At 45.4% G+C, this 21,420-nt stretch carries 19 protein-coding genes; 11 read left to right on the top strand and 8 right to left on the bottom strand.

What is annotated here, in order from left to right; translation table 11 throughout:
* Positions 1 to 121: 121 nt before the first annotated feature.
* The 5 genes from E5983_RS01170 (at position 122) to E5983_RS01150 (ending at position 4,734) form a co-directional block, all read left to right on the top strand.
* Entirely contained in the window at positions 122 to 544 is a 423-nt protein-coding gene (locus E5983_RS01170) for a low molecular weight protein-tyrosine-phosphatase (RefSeq protein ID WP_160332115.1), read from the top strand.
* Positions 544 to 966 (top strand): MORN repeat-containing protein, encoded by a 423-nt coding sequence (locus E5983_RS01165; RefSeq protein ID WP_160332114.1) that lies wholly within the window; start codon positions 544 to 546, stop codon positions 964 to 966. The genes E5983_RS01170 and E5983_RS01165 overlap by 1 nt, the downstream gene beginning before the upstream one ends.
* Positions 956 to 2,755: an acyltransferase family protein gene (locus E5983_RS01160; RefSeq protein ID WP_160332113.1), complete on the top strand. Its 1,800-nt coding sequence runs from the start codon at positions 956 to 958 to the stop codon at positions 2,753 to 2,755. The genes E5983_RS01165 and E5983_RS01160 overlap by 11 nt, the downstream gene beginning before the upstream one ends.
* Positions 2,756 to 2,857: 102 nt before the next feature.
* Positions 2,858 to 4,135 (top strand): MATE family efflux transporter, encoded by a 1,278-nt coding sequence (locus E5983_RS01155; protein WP_160332112.1) that lies wholly within the window; start codon positions 2,858 to 2,860, stop codon positions 4,133 to 4,135.
* Positions 4,132 to 4,734 carry an HAD-IA family hydrolase gene (locus tag E5983_RS01150; protein WP_160332111.1) on the top strand — a complete coding sequence of 201 codons (603 nt, stop codon included), beginning with the start codon at positions 4,132 to 4,134 and terminating at the stop codon, positions 4,732 to 4,734. Before E5983_RS01155 ends, E5983_RS01150 begins: the two co-directional genes overlap by 4 nt.
* A 163-nt stretch (positions 4,735 to 4,897) precedes the next feature.
* Here E5983_RS01150 and E5983_RS01145 read toward each other — a convergent pair whose 3' ends face one another.
* The 7 genes from E5983_RS01145 to E5983_RS01115 all read right to left on the bottom strand — a co-directional run bounded on the left by E5983_RS01145 (position 4,898) and on the right by E5983_RS01115 (position 11,320).
* Entirely contained in the window at positions 4,898 to 6,013 is a 1,116-nt protein-coding gene (locus E5983_RS01145) for a hypothetical protein (RefSeq protein WP_160332110.1), read from the bottom strand.
* Between the two features lie 17 nt (positions 6,014 to 6,030).
* Positions 6,031 to 6,255, bottom strand: a complete 225-nt coding sequence (locus tag E5983_RS01140; protein ID WP_160332109.1) for a hypothetical protein — start codon at positions 6,253 to 6,255, stop codon at positions 6,031 to 6,033.
* 122 nt (positions 6,256 to 6,377) lie between these two features.
* Positions 6,378 to 6,869: a hypothetical protein gene (locus E5983_RS01135; RefSeq protein ID WP_160332108.1), complete on the bottom strand. Its 492-nt coding sequence runs from the start codon at positions 6,867 to 6,869 to the stop codon at positions 6,378 to 6,380.
* Positions 6,870 to 7,005: 136 nt separating this feature from the next.
* The gene (locus E5983_RS01130) at positions 7,006 to 7,248 is read right to left on the bottom strand and encodes a hypothetical protein (RefSeq protein ID WP_160332107.1); all 243 of its coding nucleotides are present in this window, start codon (positions 7,246 to 7,248) and stop codon (positions 7,006 to 7,008) included.
* Positions 7,249 to 7,265: 17 nt separating this feature from the next.
* On the bottom strand, positions 7,266 to 8,381 hold the full coding sequence (locus E5983_RS01125) for a hypothetical protein (RefSeq protein ID WP_160332106.1): 1,116 nt from the start codon (positions 8,379 to 8,381) through the stop codon (positions 7,266 to 7,268).
* A gap of 112 nt (positions 8,382 to 8,493) precedes the next feature.
* A complete protein-coding gene (locus tag E5983_RS10180) occupies positions 8,494 to 8,682 on the bottom strand; it encodes a toxin C-terminal domain-containing protein (RefSeq protein ID WP_160332124.1) in 189 nt (62 codons plus the stop codon).
* A 31-nt stretch (positions 8,683 to 8,713) separates the two neighbouring features.
* On the bottom strand, positions 8,714 to 11,320 hold the full coding sequence (locus E5983_RS01115; RefSeq protein ID WP_160332105.1) for a LysM peptidoglycan-binding domain-containing protein: 2,607 nt from the start codon (positions 11,318 to 11,320) through the stop codon (positions 8,714 to 8,716).
* A gap of 220 nt (positions 11,321 to 11,540) precedes the next feature.
* Here E5983_RS01115 and polA point away from each other — a divergent pair, with 220 nt between their 5' ends.
* From polA to E5983_RS01100, 3 genes are all read left to right on the top strand, one after another.
* Positions 11,541 to 14,183, top strand: coding sequence for a DNA polymerase I (gene polA / locus E5983_RS01110; protein ID WP_160332104.1), 2,643 nt, complete (start codon positions 11,541 to 11,543; stop codon positions 14,181 to 14,183).
* 428 nt (positions 14,184 to 14,611) lie between these two features.
* Positions 14,612 to 14,959 carry a DUF2200 family protein gene (locus E5983_RS01105; protein WP_160332103.1) on the top strand — a complete coding sequence of 116 codons (348 nt, stop codon included), beginning with the start codon at positions 14,612 to 14,614 and terminating at the stop codon, positions 14,957 to 14,959.
* A gap of 1 nt (position 14,960) precedes the next feature.
* On the top strand, positions 14,961 to 15,392 hold the full coding sequence (locus E5983_RS01100) for a CoA-binding protein (RefSeq protein WP_160332102.1): 432 nt from the start codon (positions 14,961 to 14,963) through the stop codon (positions 15,390 to 15,392).
* Between the two features lie 83 nt (positions 15,393 to 15,475).
* On the opposite strand, the gene E5983_RS01095 is transcribed toward E5983_RS01100, so the two are convergent.
* On the bottom strand, positions 15,476 to 15,985 hold the full coding sequence (locus tag E5983_RS01095) for a Dps family protein (RefSeq protein ID WP_160332101.1): 510 nt from the start codon (positions 15,983 to 15,985) through the stop codon (positions 15,476 to 15,478).
* A gap of 170 nt (positions 15,986 to 16,155) precedes the next feature.
* Here E5983_RS01095 and tgt point away from each other — a divergent pair, with 170 nt between their 5' ends.
* The 3 genes from tgt (at position 16,156) to E5983_RS01080 (ending at position 20,943) form a co-directional block, all read left to right on the top strand.
* A complete protein-coding gene (gene tgt / locus E5983_RS01090) occupies positions 16,156 to 17,298 on the top strand; it encodes a tRNA guanosine(34) transglycosylase Tgt (RefSeq protein WP_160332100.1) in 1,143 nt (380 codons plus the stop codon).
* Positions 17,299 to 17,504: 206 nt separating this feature from the next.
* A complete protein-coding gene (locus E5983_RS01085; RefSeq protein WP_160332099.1) occupies positions 17,505 to 19,325 on the top strand; it encodes an acyltransferase family protein in 1,821 nt (606 codons plus the stop codon).
* Positions 19,326 to 19,653: 328 nt separating this feature from the next.
* A complete protein-coding gene (locus E5983_RS01080; protein WP_160332098.1) occupies positions 19,654 to 20,943 on the top strand; it encodes a uracil-xanthine permease family protein in 1,290 nt (429 codons plus the stop codon).
* Positions 20,944 to 21,420: the final 477 nt, after the last annotated feature.

The following is a 21,420-nucleotide window of genomic DNA, read 5'->3' as shown; positions in this document are numbered from 1 at the left end:
CAAATAATGATATGTAATACTTAGAAAAACCTGATTCATGAAGTCACTATCTCCATAGAGGTTCAGAAATTCTTTTATTCACCCTTTCCTTATATGTTATAATGGAGGGGAGGTATACGATATGAATGTGATTATGGTTTGCTTAGGAAATATTTGTCGCAGCCCGATGGCGGAGTTTGTGATGAAGCAGGAAATGCCCTCTTGGGATGTAGAAAGTCGTGCCACTTCGACGTGGGAACATGGTAATCCAATCCATCAAGGGACCCAAGCGATTCTGCAAAAATACCAAATTCCCTACGATTTATCGAAACAGTCCCAACAAATTTCCCAAAAAGACTTTCTTGAGGCCGATTTAATTCTGGCCATGGACCGATCGAATCTGAAAGATTTACAAGCGATGGCCCCTCAAGAAGCCTTGGATAAGATTCATCCCTTAATTGACGGTGAAGTACCTGATCCGTGGTACACCGGTGATTTTGAGGAAACCTACCGTCTCGTTCGTCAAGGCTGTCAAGAATGGAAAGAAAAAGTAGGAGAATTGTGATGGCAGGACAAGTAGCTAAAAAGAAACCAACCGCTTCCAAGGGGATTCGTTGGAAACGGTCGGGTTTTGAATTGATGACAGGATTGGTGATCCTTCTTTGTGCCCTGTGGGTTTTTGCATCTGGAATCCCCATGAGGGGGAAGATTGCCTTAAACGATGGCAAAATGACCTATGAGGGAACCCTGGTGCGTGGAAAAATAACAGGTCAGGGTAAACTGACCTATGAGAACGGTGATGTCTATGAAGGTGAGTTTAAAAATGGGGCCTTCCAGGGTCATGGGACCTTTAAATCTAAGGACGGTTGGCGTTACACGGGTCAATTTACCAATGGAAAACCAGATGGAAAAGGAGAGTTGGTAACAGAGGATAAGGTCGCCTATACTGGAACTTTTAAACAAGGAATCTATCAAGATGAGAATTAAATGGTTTTCTCTTATTCGGATCACAGGGCTGCTCTTTGTCCTGATTTATCACTTTTATAAGGAGCAATTACCAGGCGGTTTTATTGGGGTAGATATCTTCTTCACCTTCTCAGGTTTTCTAATCACAGCGCTATTGATTGAGGAAGTTGGGAAAACTAAGAAGATTGATCTGGTAGCTTACCTGAAACGGCGGCTCTATCGGATTGTGCCACCTTTGGTTTTGATGCTCTTGGTGGTTGCCCCCTTGATCTTGTTTGTTAAGTCCGATTTTCGGGTGGATATCGGCACCCAGACGGCAGGGGCTTTAGGGTTTGTAACCAACTGGTATGAGATACTTCTGGGGGGGAGTTATGAAAGTCAATTTATTCCTCATCTCTTTTTGCATACCTGGAGTTTGGCTTTAGAGGTGCACTACTACCTGGTTTGGGTACTAGTGTTAGCGTTTGTGGCGCGTGGCTCGAAAGATATTCGCCGGTTTAAGAGTCAGGTATTTTTGGTATCAACCGGTTTTCTTCTGGTGTCTTACATCAGTATGTTGATTGGAACTTTCACAACGGACAATGTTTCCAATTTATATTTCTCAACCTTATCACACAGTTTCCCCTTTTTTGTAGGATCGAGTCTAGCTGCCTTGACGGGCTTGCAGCACCAGGGCATGTTGTTGCGGAGTCTGATCCAGAAGTGGAGTTTGGGCAAGACCCTGTTGGTTTATCTGGGAGCCTTGGGGCTGTCGATTGCACTGGCTCGTTTTCTCCCCTTTGAGTCCTTGTGGACCTATACTCTGGGTCTCTTGGCAGCCTCCCTTTTGGCGGGGATGATGATCCTGACCACACGTATCTTACATGAGAAGACCCGGCTCAAGGAACCACGGCTACTGGACTTCCTAGCCAGCACCTCTTACGGAGTTTATCTCTTCCATTGGCCCCTTTATTTGATTTTTTCCGAATGGATGGGACATCATCAAGCTGTTTTCCTAACCACGCTGTTTTCTCTGATCTTGGCTGCTTTTTCTTTTTACCTCTTGGAACCAATGTTGCAAGGGAAAAATCCGAAAATCTTGGGTACGCCAGTGGCGCTTCCCAGCCTGGGCTGGAAAGGGTGGGTTCTACCGCTCCTGTTGGTAACTGCTTGGGGCATCGGGGTGGTGACCAGTCCAATGATGGGCAGTTTTGAGGCCAATCTGGTGGGGAATAGTCTACAACAAGCCAGCCAACAAATGCGGTCAATGCGGGTTCGCACGGAGAATCCTGATGCGATCGCTGACGGGGCAACGCTGGTTGGTGACTCGGTGGCCCTGCGGGCCAGTGACTGGTTACATGAAGTCCTACCCGGGCTCGATATGGATGCGGCTGTGTCGCGGAATTTGATTGATGGCCAGAAAATGCTGAAAAAGGCTGCTAAAAATGGAACTCTGGTGACAGATGTGATCATTGCTCTAGGGGTTAATGAGGTGAATGACTACATGGACCAGCTGGATCAATTGGTTAAGAGCCTACCAGCAGGTCATCGTTTGATCCTGGTAACACCTTATGATGGTCGGGTTCTGGACAATCCCAATGCGATTGCCAACCGGACCCGAGATTATATGCTCAAGCTAGCGGAGCAGTATGACTATGTACTGGTAGCGGATTGGTATCAGACAGCTGTCGACAATCCTGAAATCTGGTACGGAACCGACGATGTTCACTTTGGAGCCAATGCCAGTGGCATTGCTCAGGGTGGAAAACTATACGCCAAGACCGTTCGGGATGCCTTGAAGAAGGCCCAGGATGCTCCGACCAAACCCTAATCCTTTCTAATACTCTTTCTATTTGAAAATGGAAGTAGTATCAAATTGAAATAGCAGGAGGCTGGTGTCTAGAACCCAGCCTCATTTTGCTATACTAGACTTATGAACAATGTCAATCGGCGGATTTTTAATGTGGCCTTGCCGGCCATGTTGGAGAATTTTTTACAGATGGTGATGGGAGTGGTCGACTCCTATCTAGTGGCTAGTCTTGGTTTGGTGGCTCTTTCAGGTGTGTCCTTGGCTTCCAGTGTGTTAGCAATTTATCAGGCCTTGTTTTTAGCCTTGGTGGCAACCTTGTCTAGTTTTGTGGCCAAGGCTCAGGCTACAAACGAGGAGGAAGCCCAGCAGTTGGCCCGATCGGGCTTGGCTTTAACCGTCTTGTTGGCCCTGGTCTTGGGCTTGCTGGCGGTGGTGGCAGGTCCTGCGATGCTGGCCTTGATGGGAACAGATCTAGCGGTGGCCCAGACTGGTGGTCTCTACCTCAGTTTAGTCGGGGGGACCATCCTATTTCAAGGCCTGATGATGAGCCTAGGGGCGATTTTGCGAACCTGGGGCAGGCCCCAGGAACCCATGTGGGTTAGTTTACTGGCTAATTTCTTAAATGTGATACTCTCCCTTGTGTTTCTTTATGGCCTAGATGGAGGTTTGCTGGGGGTTGCCCTGGGGACAGTCCTAGCCCGTTTGTTGGGAACACTTTATCTTTGGTGGCGGGTTCCCTTTCCTCTCCTAGGATCTTCCTGGACTTGGGATTGGAGCTTGGTAAGTTTTGCCCTCCCGGCTGCGGGGGAACGTCTGATGATGCGTTTAGGTGATTTTCTGCTGATGGTTCTGGTCGTCTCCTTTGGAACAGAAGTGGTCGCCGGAAATGCGATTGGCGAAACCTTGATTCAATTCAGTGGGATGCCAGCCCTAGGGATGGCCACAGCGGGAGTTATCTTGATTGCCCAGGCCCGGGGGCAGGAGGACTGGGAACAGGTGGATATCTTGACCCGGCGTCTCTATTTCTGGACCTTGGTCTTGATGGTCCCAATCGCCCAGGTCTTTTACCTCTTGGGGCAGCCCCTGACGCAACTTTACAATAGCCAGCCCCAGGTTTTAGCCGCCAGCCAAACAGTGTTGCTGTTCGCGCTCTTGGGGACGCCCATGACAGCTGGGACCCTGATCTATACCAGTTTGTGGCAGGGCTTGGGCAATGCTCGTTTGCCTTTTTATGCGACCAGTATTGGTATGTGGGTGCTGCGGTTAGGCTGTGGAGCCTTGTTCGGCCATTGGCTGGGCTGGGGTTTGGTTGGCATCTGGATTGGAACGCTTGTGGACAATGGTTTTCGTTGGTGGTGGCTCAGACGTCATTACCGTTTGTATAGAAAGGAGCAGGTATGACTGCTTTTATTTGGGATTTGGATGGGACGCTCTTGGATTCTTATGAAGCCATCTTGGCTGCCATTCAAGAGGCCTTGGGAAACACGGATTACCCTTTTGACAAGGAGGCTATTCGCCGACATATTTTGGCAACCTCTGTTAAGGATTTTTTTGAAAAAATTGAAAAAGAAACCGGCAGCAATTTGAAACCTCTGTACCAAAAGGCTTTACCGCAATTCAGTGGGGAAATCCGTTTGTTACCGGGGGCTCGGGAGATCTTGGACTGGGCGGAAGAACAGGGGATTCAGCAGTTTGTGTTTACCCACAAGGATGGGGAAGCCCACCCGCTCTTGGAGCGCCTGGATTTGGCTGCCTACTTCCGGGAGGTGGTGACCGCCAGCGATGGCTTTGCGCGGAAACCGGATCCGGGGGCCCTCTACTATTTGCTGGACAAGTACAAATTGAATCCCGATCAGACCTACTATATTGGTGATCGCCTGCTGGATATTGAAGCTGCCCTGGCAGCGGGAATCCAGTCTATCAATTTTTTGAACCACCCAGAGAGTCAGGCGATTGAGCACTTGGGGGATATTTCGAAGTTACCATTTTTGCAAATTTGAAGGAAAATAGAAAGAGTATTAAGTTTGCTTTAAGGTGACTTGGCTATACTAGAGTCACAAATTAAGAAAACCTCTTAATTTGACTCCTAAAACTTTTCTTTTTCATAATAATCTCCAAAAAAGAGCTCTGCCTGGCAGAGCTCTTTTTGTGGATTGGAGGGAGTTAACTAAAATCGACAGTCTCATGGTAGGGCGGTTGCCGCTCCTGCCAGTAAAGGCTCTGTTTTTCAACCAGTTGCTGGACTTCCTTTTTGTGGCCATAGAAGGAGAGGTAGAGCCGGTAGGAGGAATCGAATTGGATGGTGAGGGGATCGGTAATGATCCAAGTACTAAGTCTATCTTTGAAAATAATCTGGAAGAGGGTTGAGAAATCCTCTTTTTGAATGTGGAAGGATTCAATTGTCCAATCCTCGATATTTTCACGGTAATCATATATTTTTTGGTACAGTGTTTCTTCTTGAGGCGAGAAATAATGTGCAGGGACTCCGAGTTTTTGAACACTGGTAAATCCTAAACCTCCACTGACGGTTATTTCGGTTACTTGGAAAAAGTTTAAAACTTCCAAAACTAACTGCAGGTATTTTTGTTCTGTAGCTTGGTACTCTTCCCAAGCCAGCCCATGTCCGATTTCGTCAAAGTGACTCCACTCGGTATAGGTGCGATTTAGAGGATCATCCTTGGAAATACGCAGGTCATGGTGGTAGTCCCCAGGTGGGTTAGTTTGCCCATCACCCCAAGTGTAGGTAAAGATAGGGATGTCTTCCTCCTCCATTTGATAAGGGGAGAAAGCAAATTCTTGATAGTAAAGATTCTCTTTACGAATAATCTCCTTACACTGCTCGAGTGTTTCTGCGTCCATACTTTGGACATACATATAATAATCATAGCCAAAGTGGATTTGAAGATCAGGGCTATAGAGACGGCACCAGACGGCTTCGCGTAGATTGAATCGGATAAGCTCAGAGATTGTTGCTCCAGTTAGTAAAAATCCATTATCAAGTTGCTGATATAATTGACACTGGTTAGAATTCAGCAAACTGGTCTTTTTTTGGAACTGCAGACTAAAAGATTTTTCTAACTCCCGTACCTCAAGGCTATTGATATTAAATAATGTTAGAATCTTTTCGATAGTTTGTACATACCGGTTTTCGACTTCAAGATAGTCTTCTAAGGTTAATACTTTTCCATAAAAGCTAGCTCCAATATCGGATATAGAAATCCAATCGTCAACATAGTTGGGATTACTTTTATCGTATTTATGAATGGAAAGTGCAGGCATATAAGCTCCTCTCTTAATTATCTGAAACCGACTGCTTTTTTATAAGGTGGTTGACGCTCCTGCCAATAAAGTCCGTGTTTTTCAACCAGTTGCTGGATTTCCTTTTTGTGGCCATAAAAGGAGAGGTAGAGCCTGTAGGAGGAATCGAATTGGATGGTGATAGAAGCTGTACTTATCCAAGTATAAAATCTACCTTTGAAAATTAATTGGAAGAGGGTCGTAAAATCTTCTTTTGGGATCATAAATGACTCGACCGTCCAATCTTCTACAGTCTCGTCATATTCCTGCAATTGTTGGAATAGTGTTTCCTCTTGGGGAGAGAAGTAGTGGGCAGGGATACTGAGTTCCTGAATGCTGGTAAATTCTAGACTCCATTAACGGCTAGGTGGTTTATCTGGAAGAACTCCAAAAAGTCTAAAACTAGCTGGAGGTACTTTTGTTCCACAGCCTGGTACTCTTCCCAATCCAGTCCATTTTCGATTTCGTCAAAATGACTCCACTCGGTATAGGTGCGATTCAGAGGATCATCCTTGGAAATACGGAGGTCATGGTGATAGTCCCCTGATGGATTGGTTTGCCCATCGCCCCAAAAAAATGTCTTAGCTTTTTTAAATTCCTCTTCTAGTTTGAAAGGAGAAGTAGTAAATTCTTGCCAGTAGAGTCCATGTTTTTCGATAATTTTTTTGAAAATTTCAATCTTTTCCTGTTCAGCAACAGTAATTCCCATGTAATAGTCATAGCCAAAGTTAACTTCAATTTTAGGATTATATAGTCTACACCAGAGAGCTTCACGTAGATTGAGTTTAATGGCCTCAGTAATGCCATTTTGTGTTAAATATACTCCGTTATCTAGCATTTGGTAAAAGGAAGCTTGTTTCGCATTAATTAGGCTATTTTTTCTAATGTATTGTAGGGGACCTCTAAAAACCCCAGTTTTTCTTCAAATTTAATCACTCAAACCTTGATAAATCAACATTTAGATTTTCAGAAATTTAGTTTTTAGAGGTGCCCTGTAGACTAAATCCTTTCTCAATAGCTCGAATTTCCAGGGTATCGATTTTCATAAAATCGAGGATTTCATGTATGGTTTGAATATAAGAGTTTTCTATTTTCAGGTATTTGTCTAACGTTAATACAGTTCCATAAAATATTTTACCGATATCTGAAATAGATATCCAATCTTGAATATAGTTGGGATTGCTTTTATCGTATTTGTGAATAAGTAATGTAGGCATACAGAAACTTCTCTTAATTATCTGAAACCAACTGCTTTTTTATAAGGTGGTTGACGCTCCTGCCAATAAAGCCCGTGTTTTTCAACCAGTTGCTGGACTTCCTTTTTGTGCCCATAGAAGGAGAGGTAGAGTCGGTAGGAAGAGTCAAATTGGATGGTGATAGAATCTGTATTGATCCAAGCATAAAATCTACCTTTGAAAATTAATTGGAAGAGGGTCGTAAAATCTTCTTTTGGGATCATAAATGACTCGATCGTCCAATCTTCTACAGTCTCGTCATATTCCTGCAATTGTTGGAATAGTGCTTCTTCTTGGGGAGAGAAGTAGTGGGCAGGGACACCGAGTTCCTGAATGCTGGTAAATTCTAGACCTCCATTAACGGCTAGGTGGTTTATCTGGAAGAACTCCAAAAAGTCTAAAACTAGCTGGAGGTATTTTTGTTCCACAGCTTGGTACTCTTCCCAATCCAGTCCGTTTTCGATTTCGTCAAAATGACTCCATTCGGTGTAGCTGCGATTCAGAGGGTCATCCTTGGAAATTCGAAGGTCATGATGATAGTCTCCTGGTGGATTGGTCTGACCATCGCCCCAAGTGTAGGTAAAAGGAGCAATATCTTCTTCCTCCATTTGATGAGGGGAGATCGAAAATTCTTGATAGTAAAGATCCATTTCACGGATAATCTGTTTACATTGCTCGAGTTTTTCCTCGTCCATACTTTGGACATACATATAATAATCATAGCCAAAATGGACTTGAAGATTGGGGCTGTAGAGACGGCACCAGACTGCTTCTCGGAGATTGAAGCGTGCAACTTCGGAGATTGCTTCTCCAGTCAGTAACAATCCGTTATCAAGTTGCTGAGATAATTGGCATTGCTTAGGATTCAGCAAGCTTTCTCTTTTTTGAAACTGCACACTAAAATATTTTGATAGTTCTCTTACTTCTAAGCTATCTATGTTAAATAATCGTAGAATCTTTTCGATAGTTTTTACATACCGGTTTTCGACTTCAAGATAGTCTTCTAAGGTCAATACTGTTCCATAAAAGCTATCCCAAATATCAGATATAGCAGTCCAATCGTCACCATAGTTGGGATTGCTTTTGTCGTATTTGTAAATGGATAATGCTGGCATATAGGATCCTCTTTTAATTATCTTAAGTTTATTGCTCAAGGACTACATTGAAATAATTATTCTCTATTTCTGTGGCATTTTTGTTATTGAAAAGAGGTTTAATCTGCAATCTCTAGTCCTTTATTCTATTTAAATTCTTATCATAAGTTCCTGAGCGACCTGGCTTAGTGTTAAGTCTTTTAGGATCGTCACCGCCTTTCCAATAACCACCATTGTGTACATCTTGATCAGGAGAAATAAATCTTGGTCCCTTACCCTTTTTTCTTTTAAGGGCACCTCTAAAAACTAAATTTCTGAAAATCTAAATGTTGATTTATCAAGGTTTGAGTGATTCAATTTGAAGAAAAACTGGGGTTTTTAGAGGTCCCCTTAAATATTAATGCATTGCGTGAGTTTTCAGTACCTTTATACTCTGTGTAACCTAGCTTTTTAGCCTGTGCTCTAGCTTCAGCATTTGTTGGTTTACGCCCAGTTATCACCCTCTGTCCTGGATGGATTGCGAAATTGGAAATGTTATTCCATTTCACCAGTTCATCCATGGTGATGTCATATTTCTGAGCGATGAGCCAGACGGATTCACCGGCTTGAACGGTATGGGTTGTGAGTCCGAAATAGGGTGCTTCTGTTGGTTGTTTGAGAATAAGGACTTCTCCGGGGTGGATGGTAAAGTTGGAAATATTGTTCCACTTCACTAAGTCATCCATGGAGATACCATGGTCGTTGGCAATTTTCCAAACTGAATCTCCAGCTTTGACCGTATAGGATTTGTCTGCTGTAATTGTGGATGCAGTGGTTGGTTTTTGGACAGTGAGTTGCTGTCCAGGGTGGATTGTGAAATTGGAGATATTATTCCATTTCACAAGATCATCCATGGAGATGCCATGATCGTGGGCAATTTTCCAGACCGAATCGCCTGCTTTGACCGTGTAGGAGCTGCTGGCAGTGCTTGCAGCAGGACTTGTTGGTTTTTGGGTGACGAGCTGTTGCCCGGGGTGGATGGTTTGATTGCTAATCTGATTCCAGTCTAGCAGTTCCTGCATGGTGATCTTGTGGTCGTGAGCAATTTTCCAGATGGAATCACCTGCTTTAACTGTATAGAGTGCACCTAATTGCGGTAAGGGTTGTTTGGTGATGACAGCTGGTGTTGGATTGATGGGAGGTTGTGTGGTGATGAGGGCATCCCCTGGGTGGATGGTGAAGTTTGAAACTTTATTCCATCTGACTAAATCATCAATTGTGACCCCGTGTTCCTTAGCAATTCTCCAAAGAGTGTCCCCTGCTTTGACAATATATCGAGCTTTTTGGGCCCAAGATTTTGGTTTGATATAGACTTTTTGCCCTGGATGAATCGTATTTTGTTGGATATTATTCCAGGCTACAAAATCAGCCATTGCGATCCCATATTTGTGGGAAATGGACCAGACAGATTCATTGGGGAGGACTTGGTGTTGGAGTCCATTATTGATGAGGGTGTCCGGTTTGACGACAACCTTTTGCCCTGGATGAATTAGTCCGTTTGTCAGTCCATTCCAAATAACTAGATCATTCATCTGAATATTGTATTTTTGAGAAATCGACCAAACGGATTCATTGGGGAGGACGGTGTGTTTGACTCCGGATAGATTGTAAACTGGGAGCTTGGAAACACCTGTATAATAAAAGACATTGGCGGCAACCTGTCCGTAGGCGCGTGTAGGGGCAGCATAGCTGCCAACAGATTGTGGAGCATAGGAATAGCTAGGGCTATAGCCATAGGAAGGAGTTGGCTGATAGGTGTAATGCTGAATCGCATACTGGCCAGGTGCCGTATAGGTATAGCTCTGAGCTTGGCTGATGGCTTGGATTCTGGCCTGTTGGTTGGTATAACTTTTGGCCATAGCAGCATACTGAGCTCGCTGTCTTTGAGCGGCTTGAGCCTGGACTTGCTGATAGCTATAATTGATTGCCTGAGACCCCAAGTAGGCGAGACCTTTGGCTACTAGGACTGACCCTAAGGCTTTTGCTCCAGCAATAATATAAGGTGCTGCTTTTATAAGGAGTGGAATGGCTGCTGCAACTCGAAACGGTTTTGTGGAAGTTGTCGTTTGTGCTTTTTGAGCTGAAAGCTCCAGGATGGTCTGGGTAAACCTGTCAGGATTGCTACTGGCTGCTTGCAGTTGTTTAAATTCTTCTTCCGTACTTTCTAAGATTAAGTGATCGAGAAGATTTTCAAAGTCCCGTTGGGCTTGGGCAGTTTGGTGGAAAGTTTTGAGTGTTGTTTCAAATGCGACTAGATTAGAAGCTTGTTCGAGCTCGGCTACTTGTTGCTCAGTTAGGGTTTTCTTGAATTCTTCCAGTTCTTTGAGGCTGTATTCTTCATTAATTTGCCGAACAAGAATGTCTTCAAAAATCTTCCGCTTACTGTCTAGATCAGGACTTGCTTGTAGTAATTGGTGTTCCTCTGGTGTCAGATTGGTTAGGTACTGCTGGACTTTTTCTTCGAATTTCGGATCTATATCATCAGAATCATTATTTGACACTCTACGGAAAGGACGGTTGGGAACTAGATTTTCGCTTGTGGAAAGTTTTGTATCTGTATCCCTATCAGCAGTCTTCTCTATGTCCTTATCAGGATTTGTTCCTATTGCAGTCTCCGTAACGAATTCAACTTCATTTGATTGGGGAACTGTTTGAATGTCCAAGTTAGTTGTTGTATTGTTTTCGACGCTTTTCGGTGCTTCTTGGGGTAAGCTAGGCGGAACTGTGTAAGGATTGGCTTCTGGGATCTGGAAATTGGCAGCATCATCTAGCGGTGTTTCGGAAATTTCCACTTGGAGCTCCGTCTCAGCTGAGTTGACTTTCTCATCGGCGCTGACTTTTCCTTCATGAAAATCAGGATTGGCGAGCACTAACAGGATATTGGAGAGTAGCAATGTACGATAAAGATGTTTTTTTCTCATAAGAACCTCCCTATGAAGACCAAGAGACAATAACGTTTCACAAAAACGAAAACGCTATCAAAATATTATATATTTATTCTAACAAAGATGGAATGGAGAATCAAATAATAACATAAAAATTATTTGCTTAGATAGATTAGGTGTTGCGTCATTAATCTAGGATTCCTTTTCCAACCTGCTCCAAGGCTTGCTTCTTTGAGGTCTGTGCTATAATTGTGTTATGGAAAATAAGAAAAAATTACTATTAATTGATGGGTCCTCTGTGGCTTTTCGGGCTTTTTTTGCCCTCTATCAGCAACTGGATCGCTTTAAGGCGCCGTCTGGTTTGCATACCAATGCGATTTATGGGTTCCAGTTGATGTTGACCCACCTGTTGGAGCGGGTTCAGCCTAGTCATATCTTGGTTGCTTTTGATGCGGGTAAGACGACCTTCCGGACGCAGATGTTTGCGGACTATAAGGGGGGGCGGGCCAAGACGCCGGATGAGTTCCGGGAGCAGTTCCCCTTTATTCGGCAGCTTTTGGAGGTTCAAGGGATTCGCCATTATGAATTGGAAAATTATGAGGCGGATGATATTATCGGAACCTTGGATAAACTAGCCGAGGCTCAAGAGTTTGATGTAACCATTGTTTCGGGTGACAAGGACTTGATTCAATTGACTGATGCCAATACGGTTGTTGAAATTTCGAAAAAAGGGGTAGCGGAATTTGAAGCCTACACCCCGGCTTATCTGATGGAGAAAATGGGGATTACTCCTGCCCAGTTCATTGATTTAAAGGCCTTGATGGGGGATAAATCTGATAATATCCCTGGCGTGACCAAGATTGGGGAGAAGACCGGTCTGAAACTCTTGGCAGAATACGGGTCCTTGGAAGGCATTTATGAAAATCTGGATGGGATGAAGCAGTCCAAAATGAAGGAAAATCTGATCAATGATCGGGACCAGGCCTTCTTGTCCAAGACCTTGGCGACCATCAACACCCAGTCCCCAATTGCGATTGGTTTGGAAGATTTAGCCTACCAGGGGCCGGATGTCCCAGCCCTAGGTCAATTCTATGAGGATATGGGCTTTTTGCAATTGAAGCAGCAGTTGGATCAGGCGGCTGCCGGTGCGACACCGGTGGAGCATGCGGCCTACCAGGTGGTTACAGAGCCGACAGCGGAAATGTTTGGTCCGGAAACCTTCCTGCATTTGGAGTTGTTGGGAGAGAATTACCATACCGAACCTTTACGGGGAGTGGTTTGGGGGACAAAAGACCAGATTTATGTGGGGGAGTCTCCAGCTATTTTGGAGAGTCCGGTTTTCCAAGCCTTTTTGGAGCAGACGCCTTTGTATGTCTATGATTTTAAAAAGGTTCAGGTCTTGTTAGCCCCTTATGGGTTGGACTTGCCTGTACCGGCTTTCGATAGTCGTTTGGCCAAGTATCTTTTGTCTACGGTTGAAGACAATCAGATTTCAACGATTGCCCGTTTGTATGGAAGTCGGTCTTTGGCTGAGGATGAGGTGATCTATGGCAAGGGTGTCAAACGGGCAATTCCGGAGGAAGAGGTCTTTTTCCAACACCTGGCTGATAAGCTAGCCGTTTTGGTGGAAACACAGGAGTCCCTCCAAAGCCAATTGGTGGAGCAGGAGCAATGGCCGCTCTTGGTTGACATGGAGCAGCCCCTAGCCAAGGTTTTGTCCAAAATGGAATTGGCGGGGATTCAGGTTCAACGTGAAACATTGGTGGACATGCAGGCTGAGAATCAGGCGGTTATTGAGGGCTTGACGCAGGAGATCTACGACTTGGCGGGCGAGGAGTTTAATATCAATTCGCCGAAGCAGCTGGGGATCATCTTGTTTGAGAAAATGGGCTTGCCTTTGGAATACACCAAGAAAACCAAGACGGGCTACTCAACTGCCGTGGATGTCTTGGAGCGTTTGGCTCCGATTGCGCCGATCGTGGCTAAGATTCTCGACTATCGGCAAATTACCAAGTTGCAGTCTACCTATGTCATGGGCTTGCAGGAGGCCATCGCAGAGGATGGCAAGATCCATACCCGCTATGTTCAGGATTTGACGCAGACGGGTCGGCTTTCAAGTACGGATCCCAACCTGCAAAATATTCCGATTCGCTTGGAGCAGGGCCGTTTGATTCGGAAGGCTTTCGTTCCATCCTTTGAGGATGCAGTGTTGATGAGTTCGGATTATTCGCAGATTGAATTGCGGGTGCTGGCCCATATTTCTCAGGATGAGCACTTGATTCAGGCCTTTAAAGATGGACTGGATATCCATAGTTCGACAGCCATGCGGGTCTTTGGCCGGGCCTCCGCAGCAGAGGTGACTGATCTGGATCGCCGCAATGCCAAGGCGGTTAACTTTGGGGTGGTTTATGGCATCTCTGATTTTGGTTTAGCCAATAACCTAGGCATCACCCGAGCCGAAGCCAAGGACTACATTGAGACCTACTTTGAACGCTATCCAGGCATTAAGAATTATATGGATCGGATTGTGCGTGAAGCGCGAGACCAAGGCTATGTGGAAACCATCTTCCACCGCCGTCGCGCTTTGCCAGATATCCATGCTCGGAATTTTCAAGTCCGTTCCTTTGCGGAACGAACCGCCATCAACTCCCCAATCCAGGGATCAGCCGCTGACATCCTCAAAATCGCCATGATCAACCTGGACCGAGCCTTGGAAGAAGGCAACTACACCAGCCGCATGCTCCTCCAAGTACACGACGAAATCGTTCTCGAAGTCCCCAACTCAGAAGTAGAAGCCATCACCACCCTCCTCAAAGCAGTCATGGAAAACGCCATCCAACTCGCCGTTCCCCTCGTCGCCGACGGCAACAAAGGAAAAACCTGGTATGAAGCGAAGTGATGAGGCTGGGACAAAAGTCTAGCCTTATTGACTTTGGTTAATAAAATGCCTTTGACGCAGTAGCTGATTGGCCTCTTCGTTCGCTTTTCAAGCTCGGAAGAGGACCTAATCAGCCTTGCGGGGGTGGGACTACGAACTAAATTTTTTCAAATTTAGTTCTGTCCCACTCCCATCACGAGCTTTGTATTAAATTAGGGGGTGGAAAAGGTCTCCCAGACCTTTTCCACCCGAGCCTACAAATAAGGGAGCGAGGCTAGTCCAGTGGATTCCAACAGTCTGGGGAGAGACTGTTGGAACCTGGCCTAGAAACGTGAGAGCGAAGATAGTCAGGGGAGTGAGCATCGAATAGATGATGGAATAGGTTCTTTTCGGGTATTAGGTTTTTGGGATAGAAGAGATTTGCAGTTTAGAAACAAAGGAGGTCAGTGATGCCGCGAAAAACCATTGATCAGATGAGCTGGATGGGGATTTATCAAGCTTATCTGAATAAAGTAGAGCGCAAAGCGAGAACGCAAGATGAGTTGGATCAGGTGTTAACTTGGCTAACCGGTTATAGTCCTGAGCAAGTCCAGCAGGGACCTGAAACTCGAACCGTAGCTGATTTTTACAACCAATGTCCTGCCTGGAATCTAGCGGCAACTGGTGTTACGGGGACCATTTGTGGGGTTAAGATTCAAGAATTAACGGATCCTTTGATGAAACAAATTCGCATTACCGATAAGCTGGTGGACGAGCTGGCTAAAGGCCGTCCCCTAGAGAAAATACGGAGGTCTTAAGATGCTTGTAAGAGATTCTGCCGGGCTCAAAAAAATTCTGGAGGAAAGTAAGACAATCGCAGTTGTTGGACTTTCTCCGCGAGAAGAGGCGACTAGCCATCGGGTGGCCCGATACCTGCAAGATCAGGGTTACCGCATTGTACCAGTTAATCCACGGGCTGTGGACCAGCAAATTTTAGGGGAACAGGTCTACCCAAGCTTGGAAAGTCTTCCCTTCCCTGTTGATATTGTGGATGTGTTTCGTCGCAGTGAGTTTTTACCGGCTGTTGCTACGGACTTTTTAAAAGCCGAAGCCAAAGTTTTTTGGGCTCAACAGGGCTTATTTAGTCAAGAAGCCTTGGATCTGCTGACCCAGGCTGGGATCCAGGAAATCGTGATGGACCGCTGTATTAAAGTAGATCACCAGTTACTGGTGGATCCTCACGCTCTCTGAGTAGAGGTTGTGAGTTGCCTATTCTAAAATATGTAAAAAGACTCTCGGATTAAATTCGAGAGTCTTTTGAAATTAAATGAGTGTTAGGCTTCTTTGTTGGCGAGTTGTGGAGCGAGGCCAAGTTCAGCAGAGAGCATCCAGATAGTTTTTTCGAAGTCACCTTTGGCATCTGCGTAGAGACCGTTGGTCACATCGTCTCCTTCTTCGTCAGTAACATCTAGTCCTGCTTGGAAAAGTTCAGTTAGGTAGCTGAAGATGTCGATCACACGTGTTAGGCTTTCTTCAACAGATTTGAATTGACCTGGAAGTTCTTCGATTTTAGAGTGTTGTAGAAATTCAGTTAGGGTTGAGTAAGGTTGGCCACCGAGAGTGATGAGGCGCTCACTCATTTCATCCAAGGTACCATCGATAGCGTCCATGTATTTGTCCATTTTTGGATGCCAAACCATGAAACCAGCTCCACGCATATACCAGTGGAGTTGGTGGAGAGCGATGCGAGCAGTGTAGAGGTCAGCGACGGTTTGGTTCAGAACAGAAATAGTGTTGTTCATAAGAAGTTCTCCTTTTTGTTTTTCTAAATAAATTATAATCATTCTAAATAACGGAGTCAAGCAATTATCAGTGTCTGAAAAAAGTTGCACGATTCTAATTTTTAGACAATTTAAGTGAAGCTGGATACAAGGAAATCGATTGTGACAAGGGAGGGGCTTTTTGCTACAATAGGGGTCAGAACTAGGACTGTTTTTCCTAGGAAGGAGAAAAAATGAAAGATTCACCGATTCAGTATCGTCTGATTAAAAAAGAGAAACATACGGGAGCCCGGTTAGGGGAAATTATCACCCCTCACGGGACCTTCCCAACCCCCATGTTTATGCCAGTAGGAACCTTGGCTACCGTTAAGACCATGTCGCCAGAGGAGTTAAAAGAGATGGGTTCAGGAATTATCCTATCCAACACCTATCACTTATGGCTCCGTCCGGGAGATGAGTTGATCGCCAGAGCTGGTGGCCTGCACAAGTTTATGAATTGGGACCAACCCATTTTGACAGATTCAGGTGGTTTCCAAGTCTATTCCCTGGCAGATTCACGGAATATCACAGAGGAAGGGGTCACCTTCAAGAACCATTTGAATGGAGCTAAGATGTTCCTATCACCGGAAAAGGCGATTTCGATTCAGAACAATTTGGGCTCAGATATCATGATGAGTTTTGATGAATGTCCCCAGTTCTACCAGCCTTACGACTATGTTAAGAAATCGATTGAGCGGACCAGTCGTTGGGCAGAGCGGGGGCTTAAGGCCCATCAAAACCCAGATCGCCAAGGTTTGTTTGGAATTGTCCAGGGGGCAGGGTTCGAGGACCTTCGCCGTCAGTCTGCAGCTGACCTGGTGGCGATGGATTTCCCCGGTTATTCCGTGGGCGGCTTAGCGGTTGGTGAGACCCATGAGGAAATGAACGCGGTGCTGGACTTCACGACTCCCCTTTTACCAGAAAATAAGCCTCGTTATTTAATGGGAGTTGGTGCACCGGATAGTTTGATTGATGGGGTTATTCGTGGAATCGATATGTTTGATTGTGTACTGCCAACGCGGATTGCACGGAACGGAACCTGTATGACCAGCCAGGGTCGTTTGGTGGTCAAGAATGCCCAGTATGCGGAAGACTTTGGTCCATTGGATCCGAACTGTGGTTGCTACACCTGTCAGAATTATAGTCGGGCTTATCTCCGTCACCTGCTCAAGGCGGATGAGACATTCGGAATGCGCTTGACTAGCTACCACAATCTCTACTTCTTGATTGATTTGATGCGAAAGGTTCGCCAGGCAATTCTGGATGACAATCTCTTGGAATTCCGCCATGATTTTGTGGAGCAGTATGGTTATAACCGTTCTAGTCGGAATTTTTAATTGTAAAAAAAAACCAGGTTCCGAGTAGCCTGGTTTTTGCTCTATTTGGAATGTATCTGTATTTACGATATAATGGTAAAAAAGGAAATGTTTAGTTATACTTATTTACTTTCAAAATCTGACTTTAGTTAAACCTTCGTCGGTTTTCCTCGTCATTTTTTGTCTTATTCGAGTAGTATGATTTTAAAGATATATTAGGAGTTATTATGCGGATACGCTGGTTTTCATGCGTGCGGGTCTTAGGCTTGTTGTGGGTTTTACTATACCATTTTTACCCTAAGTATTTCCCAGGTGGTTTTGTTGGAGTGGATGTCTTTTTCACCTTCTCAGGCTTTCTGATTACCGCTTTGATGATTGATGAAGTAGACCGAACAGGTCAGGTGGATATGCAGGCCTTTCTGCGGCGGCGTTTGTATCGGATTGTGCCGCCAGTTGTGCTGATGCTTTTGGTGGCCCTGCCCTTGACCTGGTTGGTTCGTCTAGAATATGTAGCAGATCTCCCAACGCAAGTCGCAGGAGTTTTGGGTTACGTGACCAACCTCTATGAGATGCTGACGGGTGGGAACTACGAGGATCAGTTTATCCCCCATCTCTTTGTCCACAATTGGAGTTTGGCGGTGGAGGTTCATTTCTACTTGCTTTGGTCCTTCCTTTTGTATCGTCTGGCCAAGCGATCGCGGAACACATCGCAGTTCCGAGGTAGCGTCATCACCTTGTCCTTGCCGCTTCTTGTAGTGTCTTATGGGACTATGGTCTTGGGGCTCTTGTTGGGAGCCAGTCCATCTATGCTTTATTTTGCCAGTCTCAGTCACCTCTTTCCTTTCTTTTTTGGAAGTTTATTAGCGGCTATGACCGGTGTCTCCTCGCTATCTCTGTCCTTTGAAAAGCGTTTGGAACATTCCAACTGGCCGGGAATTATCCTGGGAAGCTTGCTAGGTGTGGTCATTCTGACTGGTTTGTTGATCGGCTTGCGCTTTGACCAGCATATCACCTATCTTGGGGGGCTAGCCTTGGCGGCTCTGGCGGCAACGGTTCTGATTCGCAGTCTGCGCCTGCTCCACAATCAGTTGCCAGATGTGGCAGAACCTGCTTGGTTGACTTTTTTGGCTGATACTTCCTATGGGGTCTATCTTTTCCACTGGCCGCTCTACAGTATCTTTAAGGATCAATTGGTACACTGGCAAGCGGTTTTCCTCACAGTCCTTCTTTCTTACACCTTTGCCGCTTTTTCTTTTTACATTGTGGAACCGATTCTGGCAGGACGGCAGCACTTCAATAAGTCGGCCCGAATGATTATGGTCTTGGTCTTGGTTGGTTTTGTGACCGCCAGTGGGGTTCGCCTTTATCAGGCACCGGTGATGACCAATTTTGCGCGGGACATGGCGGCCAACAATATGGCCCAATCGGCCCAGGGCTTAGAACGGCTATATTATCAGGTGAATCCGACAGCGCGTTTGGCCAAGCAGGAAGCTGAACCGGAAATTGAGAGTCTTTCAGTTCCTGGTGGTCTCTCACTCATTGGGGACTCTGTTGCCTTGCGGGCCAATACACAACTCAATCAGGTCTTCCCGGATGGAAATATTGATGCCGCCGGTAGCCGGAACCTGACCCAGGCGCGTGCGATTATGAATGCTCAGGCCCAAGCCGGCATCCTAGGTAAAACGGTTGTTCTAGGGATTGGGGTTAATATCGTGAGCAATTATAAAGAAGAATTGGACGGCATTATTAAGGATCTCCCTAAAGGCCACCGCCTAGTCCTCGTAACCCCTTATGACGGAAATTCCGATCAGTACGTCGAGGCAACCGCAGAAGAAACCTGGAAGTATGAACTGAAATTAGCTCGCAAACATTCCTTTATTACTCTGGCAGATTGGCACAAGGTCTCTCTCAACCATCCTGAAATGTGGGAAGATAGTGACAATATCCACTTCGGTGGCACTGGTGAAGCCATCCAGGTAGGGGCCAAGATTTACGCCGAAACCGTTCGCCAAGCTGTTGAAGCAGCTCAAGCCAAGCCAGCTAAGTAAGGTGCTCTTGCTATAACCGAGTTTCTTTGAAACTCGACGGAGCAGGAAACTTGTATAAATCCACTAGATGTGGTAGAATTAATATTCGAAATAAAGACTTTTAAGGTAGGACAGAGAGCCTACTAAGGACTTTTCGAATCAAAGAATCATAGAGTAGTGCAGAGTCCAGACTCTGTCCTGTTTTGTGAGGAAATTTTTATCGAATATCTATCCACAGAGTCTCATTTCATGATGAGGCTTTTTTTTGAAAAAAAGCTAAGTCAAATAAAACGCGCCGTCCTGTTTTGATTCAAGATGCCGTCAGAATAGGAACAAAAAGGGGGATAAAATGGCAGAAAAACGTTTGTTATTTGATATTCATGAAAAGCCAGACACTGCAAAAGGGTTGCTCCTGAGTGTGCAACACGTTTTTGCGATGTTTGGAGCGACGATCCTAGTTCCGATTTTACTAGGGATGTCGATTTCGACTGCATTGCTGGCTTCGGGGATTGGGACTCTGATCTATATGATCTCTACCAAGTTTAGTGTTCCGGTCTATCTAGGTTCTTCATTTGCCTATATTTCAGCCATGGCTTTTGCCAAGGAACAAATGGGTGGAGATATTAGTGCTGGACAAACCGGGATTATGATGGTTGGTCTGGTTTATGTAGTGGTTTCTTTAATTGTTGCAAAGGTTGGGACAGCCTGGATTGACCGTCTCTTGCCACCGATTGTAATTGGGCCGATGATTATGGTGATCGGTTTGGGACTGGCCAACACAGCTGTAACCTCAGCTGGCTTTGTGGCCGATGGTGATTGGAAAAACATGTTGGTGGCGGCTGTGAGCTTTATGATTGCGGTGACCATCCAAACACGGGGAAAAGGCTTTGTACGGGTGATTCCGTTTCTGATTGCTATTGTCGGAGGTTATGTAGTAGCTATTTTCTTGGGGATGGTTGACTTTACCCCAGTTCAAGAAGCGGCTTGGTTGTCCTTGCCGGATCTGAGCCTGCCATTTGCAACAGGAGTCGCAGGTTTGAAAGAGTACAAGCTTTACTTTGGTCCGGAAGCCTTTGCCATTCTACCCATTGCGATTGTAACCATTGCAGAACATATCGGAGACCACATGGTTTTAGGGGAGATTTGTGGCCGTAATTTCTTGAAAAAACCAGGTCTCAATCGGACCCTGATTGGAGATGGGGTGGCTACAGCGGTTTCAGCCTTTATTGGTGGTCCTGCCAATACCACTTATGGAGAGAATACCGGGGTTGTTGGTTTGACCCGAATTGCTAGTATTTCGGTGATCCGGAATGCGGCCTTGATTGCCATTGGTTTGAGTTTCTTCTCTAAGTTTACAGCCTTGATTTCGACTATTCCAAGTGCCGTTTTGGGAGGGATGTCAATCCTGCTTTATGGAGTTATTGCCAGCAACGGTTTGAAGGTTCTGATTCGAGCTCGGGTCAACTTTATGGAGTCCCGCAACCTTGTAATCGCTAGTGCCATGTTGGTCTTGGGCCTCGGTGGCGGTGTCTTGAAGTTGGGTTCTGACCTGGTTATTTCAGGGACAGCCTTGGCGGCCTTGGTCGGTGTCTTTTTGAACCTGGTTTTGCCAGCAGCAGCTGAGGATTCGGCTGAATAACTAGAGCTTTTTGTAAGAGGAGAGGCTGGGACAAAAGTCTAGCCTCTCTCTTTATGATTAGCAAAATACCTTTGACGCAGTAGTTGATTGGGTCTAACAGCATTGTATGCTGTTAGAGAGTACCAAATCTTGTTTGCGAAGCAAACTCCAATCGTTCGCTTGATAGCGAACATTTCATGTTCGTCCATATCATAGGCTCAGCGAGTCAATTCCTGACTCGCTGAGAGGACTCTGAACCCGACCTAATCAACCTTGCGGGGGTGGCACTACGAGGCTGGGACAAAAACCCCTCTGACTAACGCAAAAAGCAACGGTTTTAAAGCCGTTGCTTTTTGCCTTATGGAGATAGTCTTGATACAATATAATTAGGACAAAATACTGAGAAAGGCTATCCCATGTACATTCACTATAACACAAATCAAACCACCTTACCACTAGAAATTGCTTCAGTCTTACCACAGGATCATATTGTTTTCA

Origin of the sequence: Streptococcus danieliae, from assembly GCF_009767945.1 — a bacterium.
GTDB classification, from domain to species: Bacteria; Bacillota; Bacilli; order Lactobacillales; family Streptococcaceae; genus Streptococcus; species Streptococcus danieliae.
This window is presented reverse-complemented; position numbering and strand designations above follow the sequence as displayed.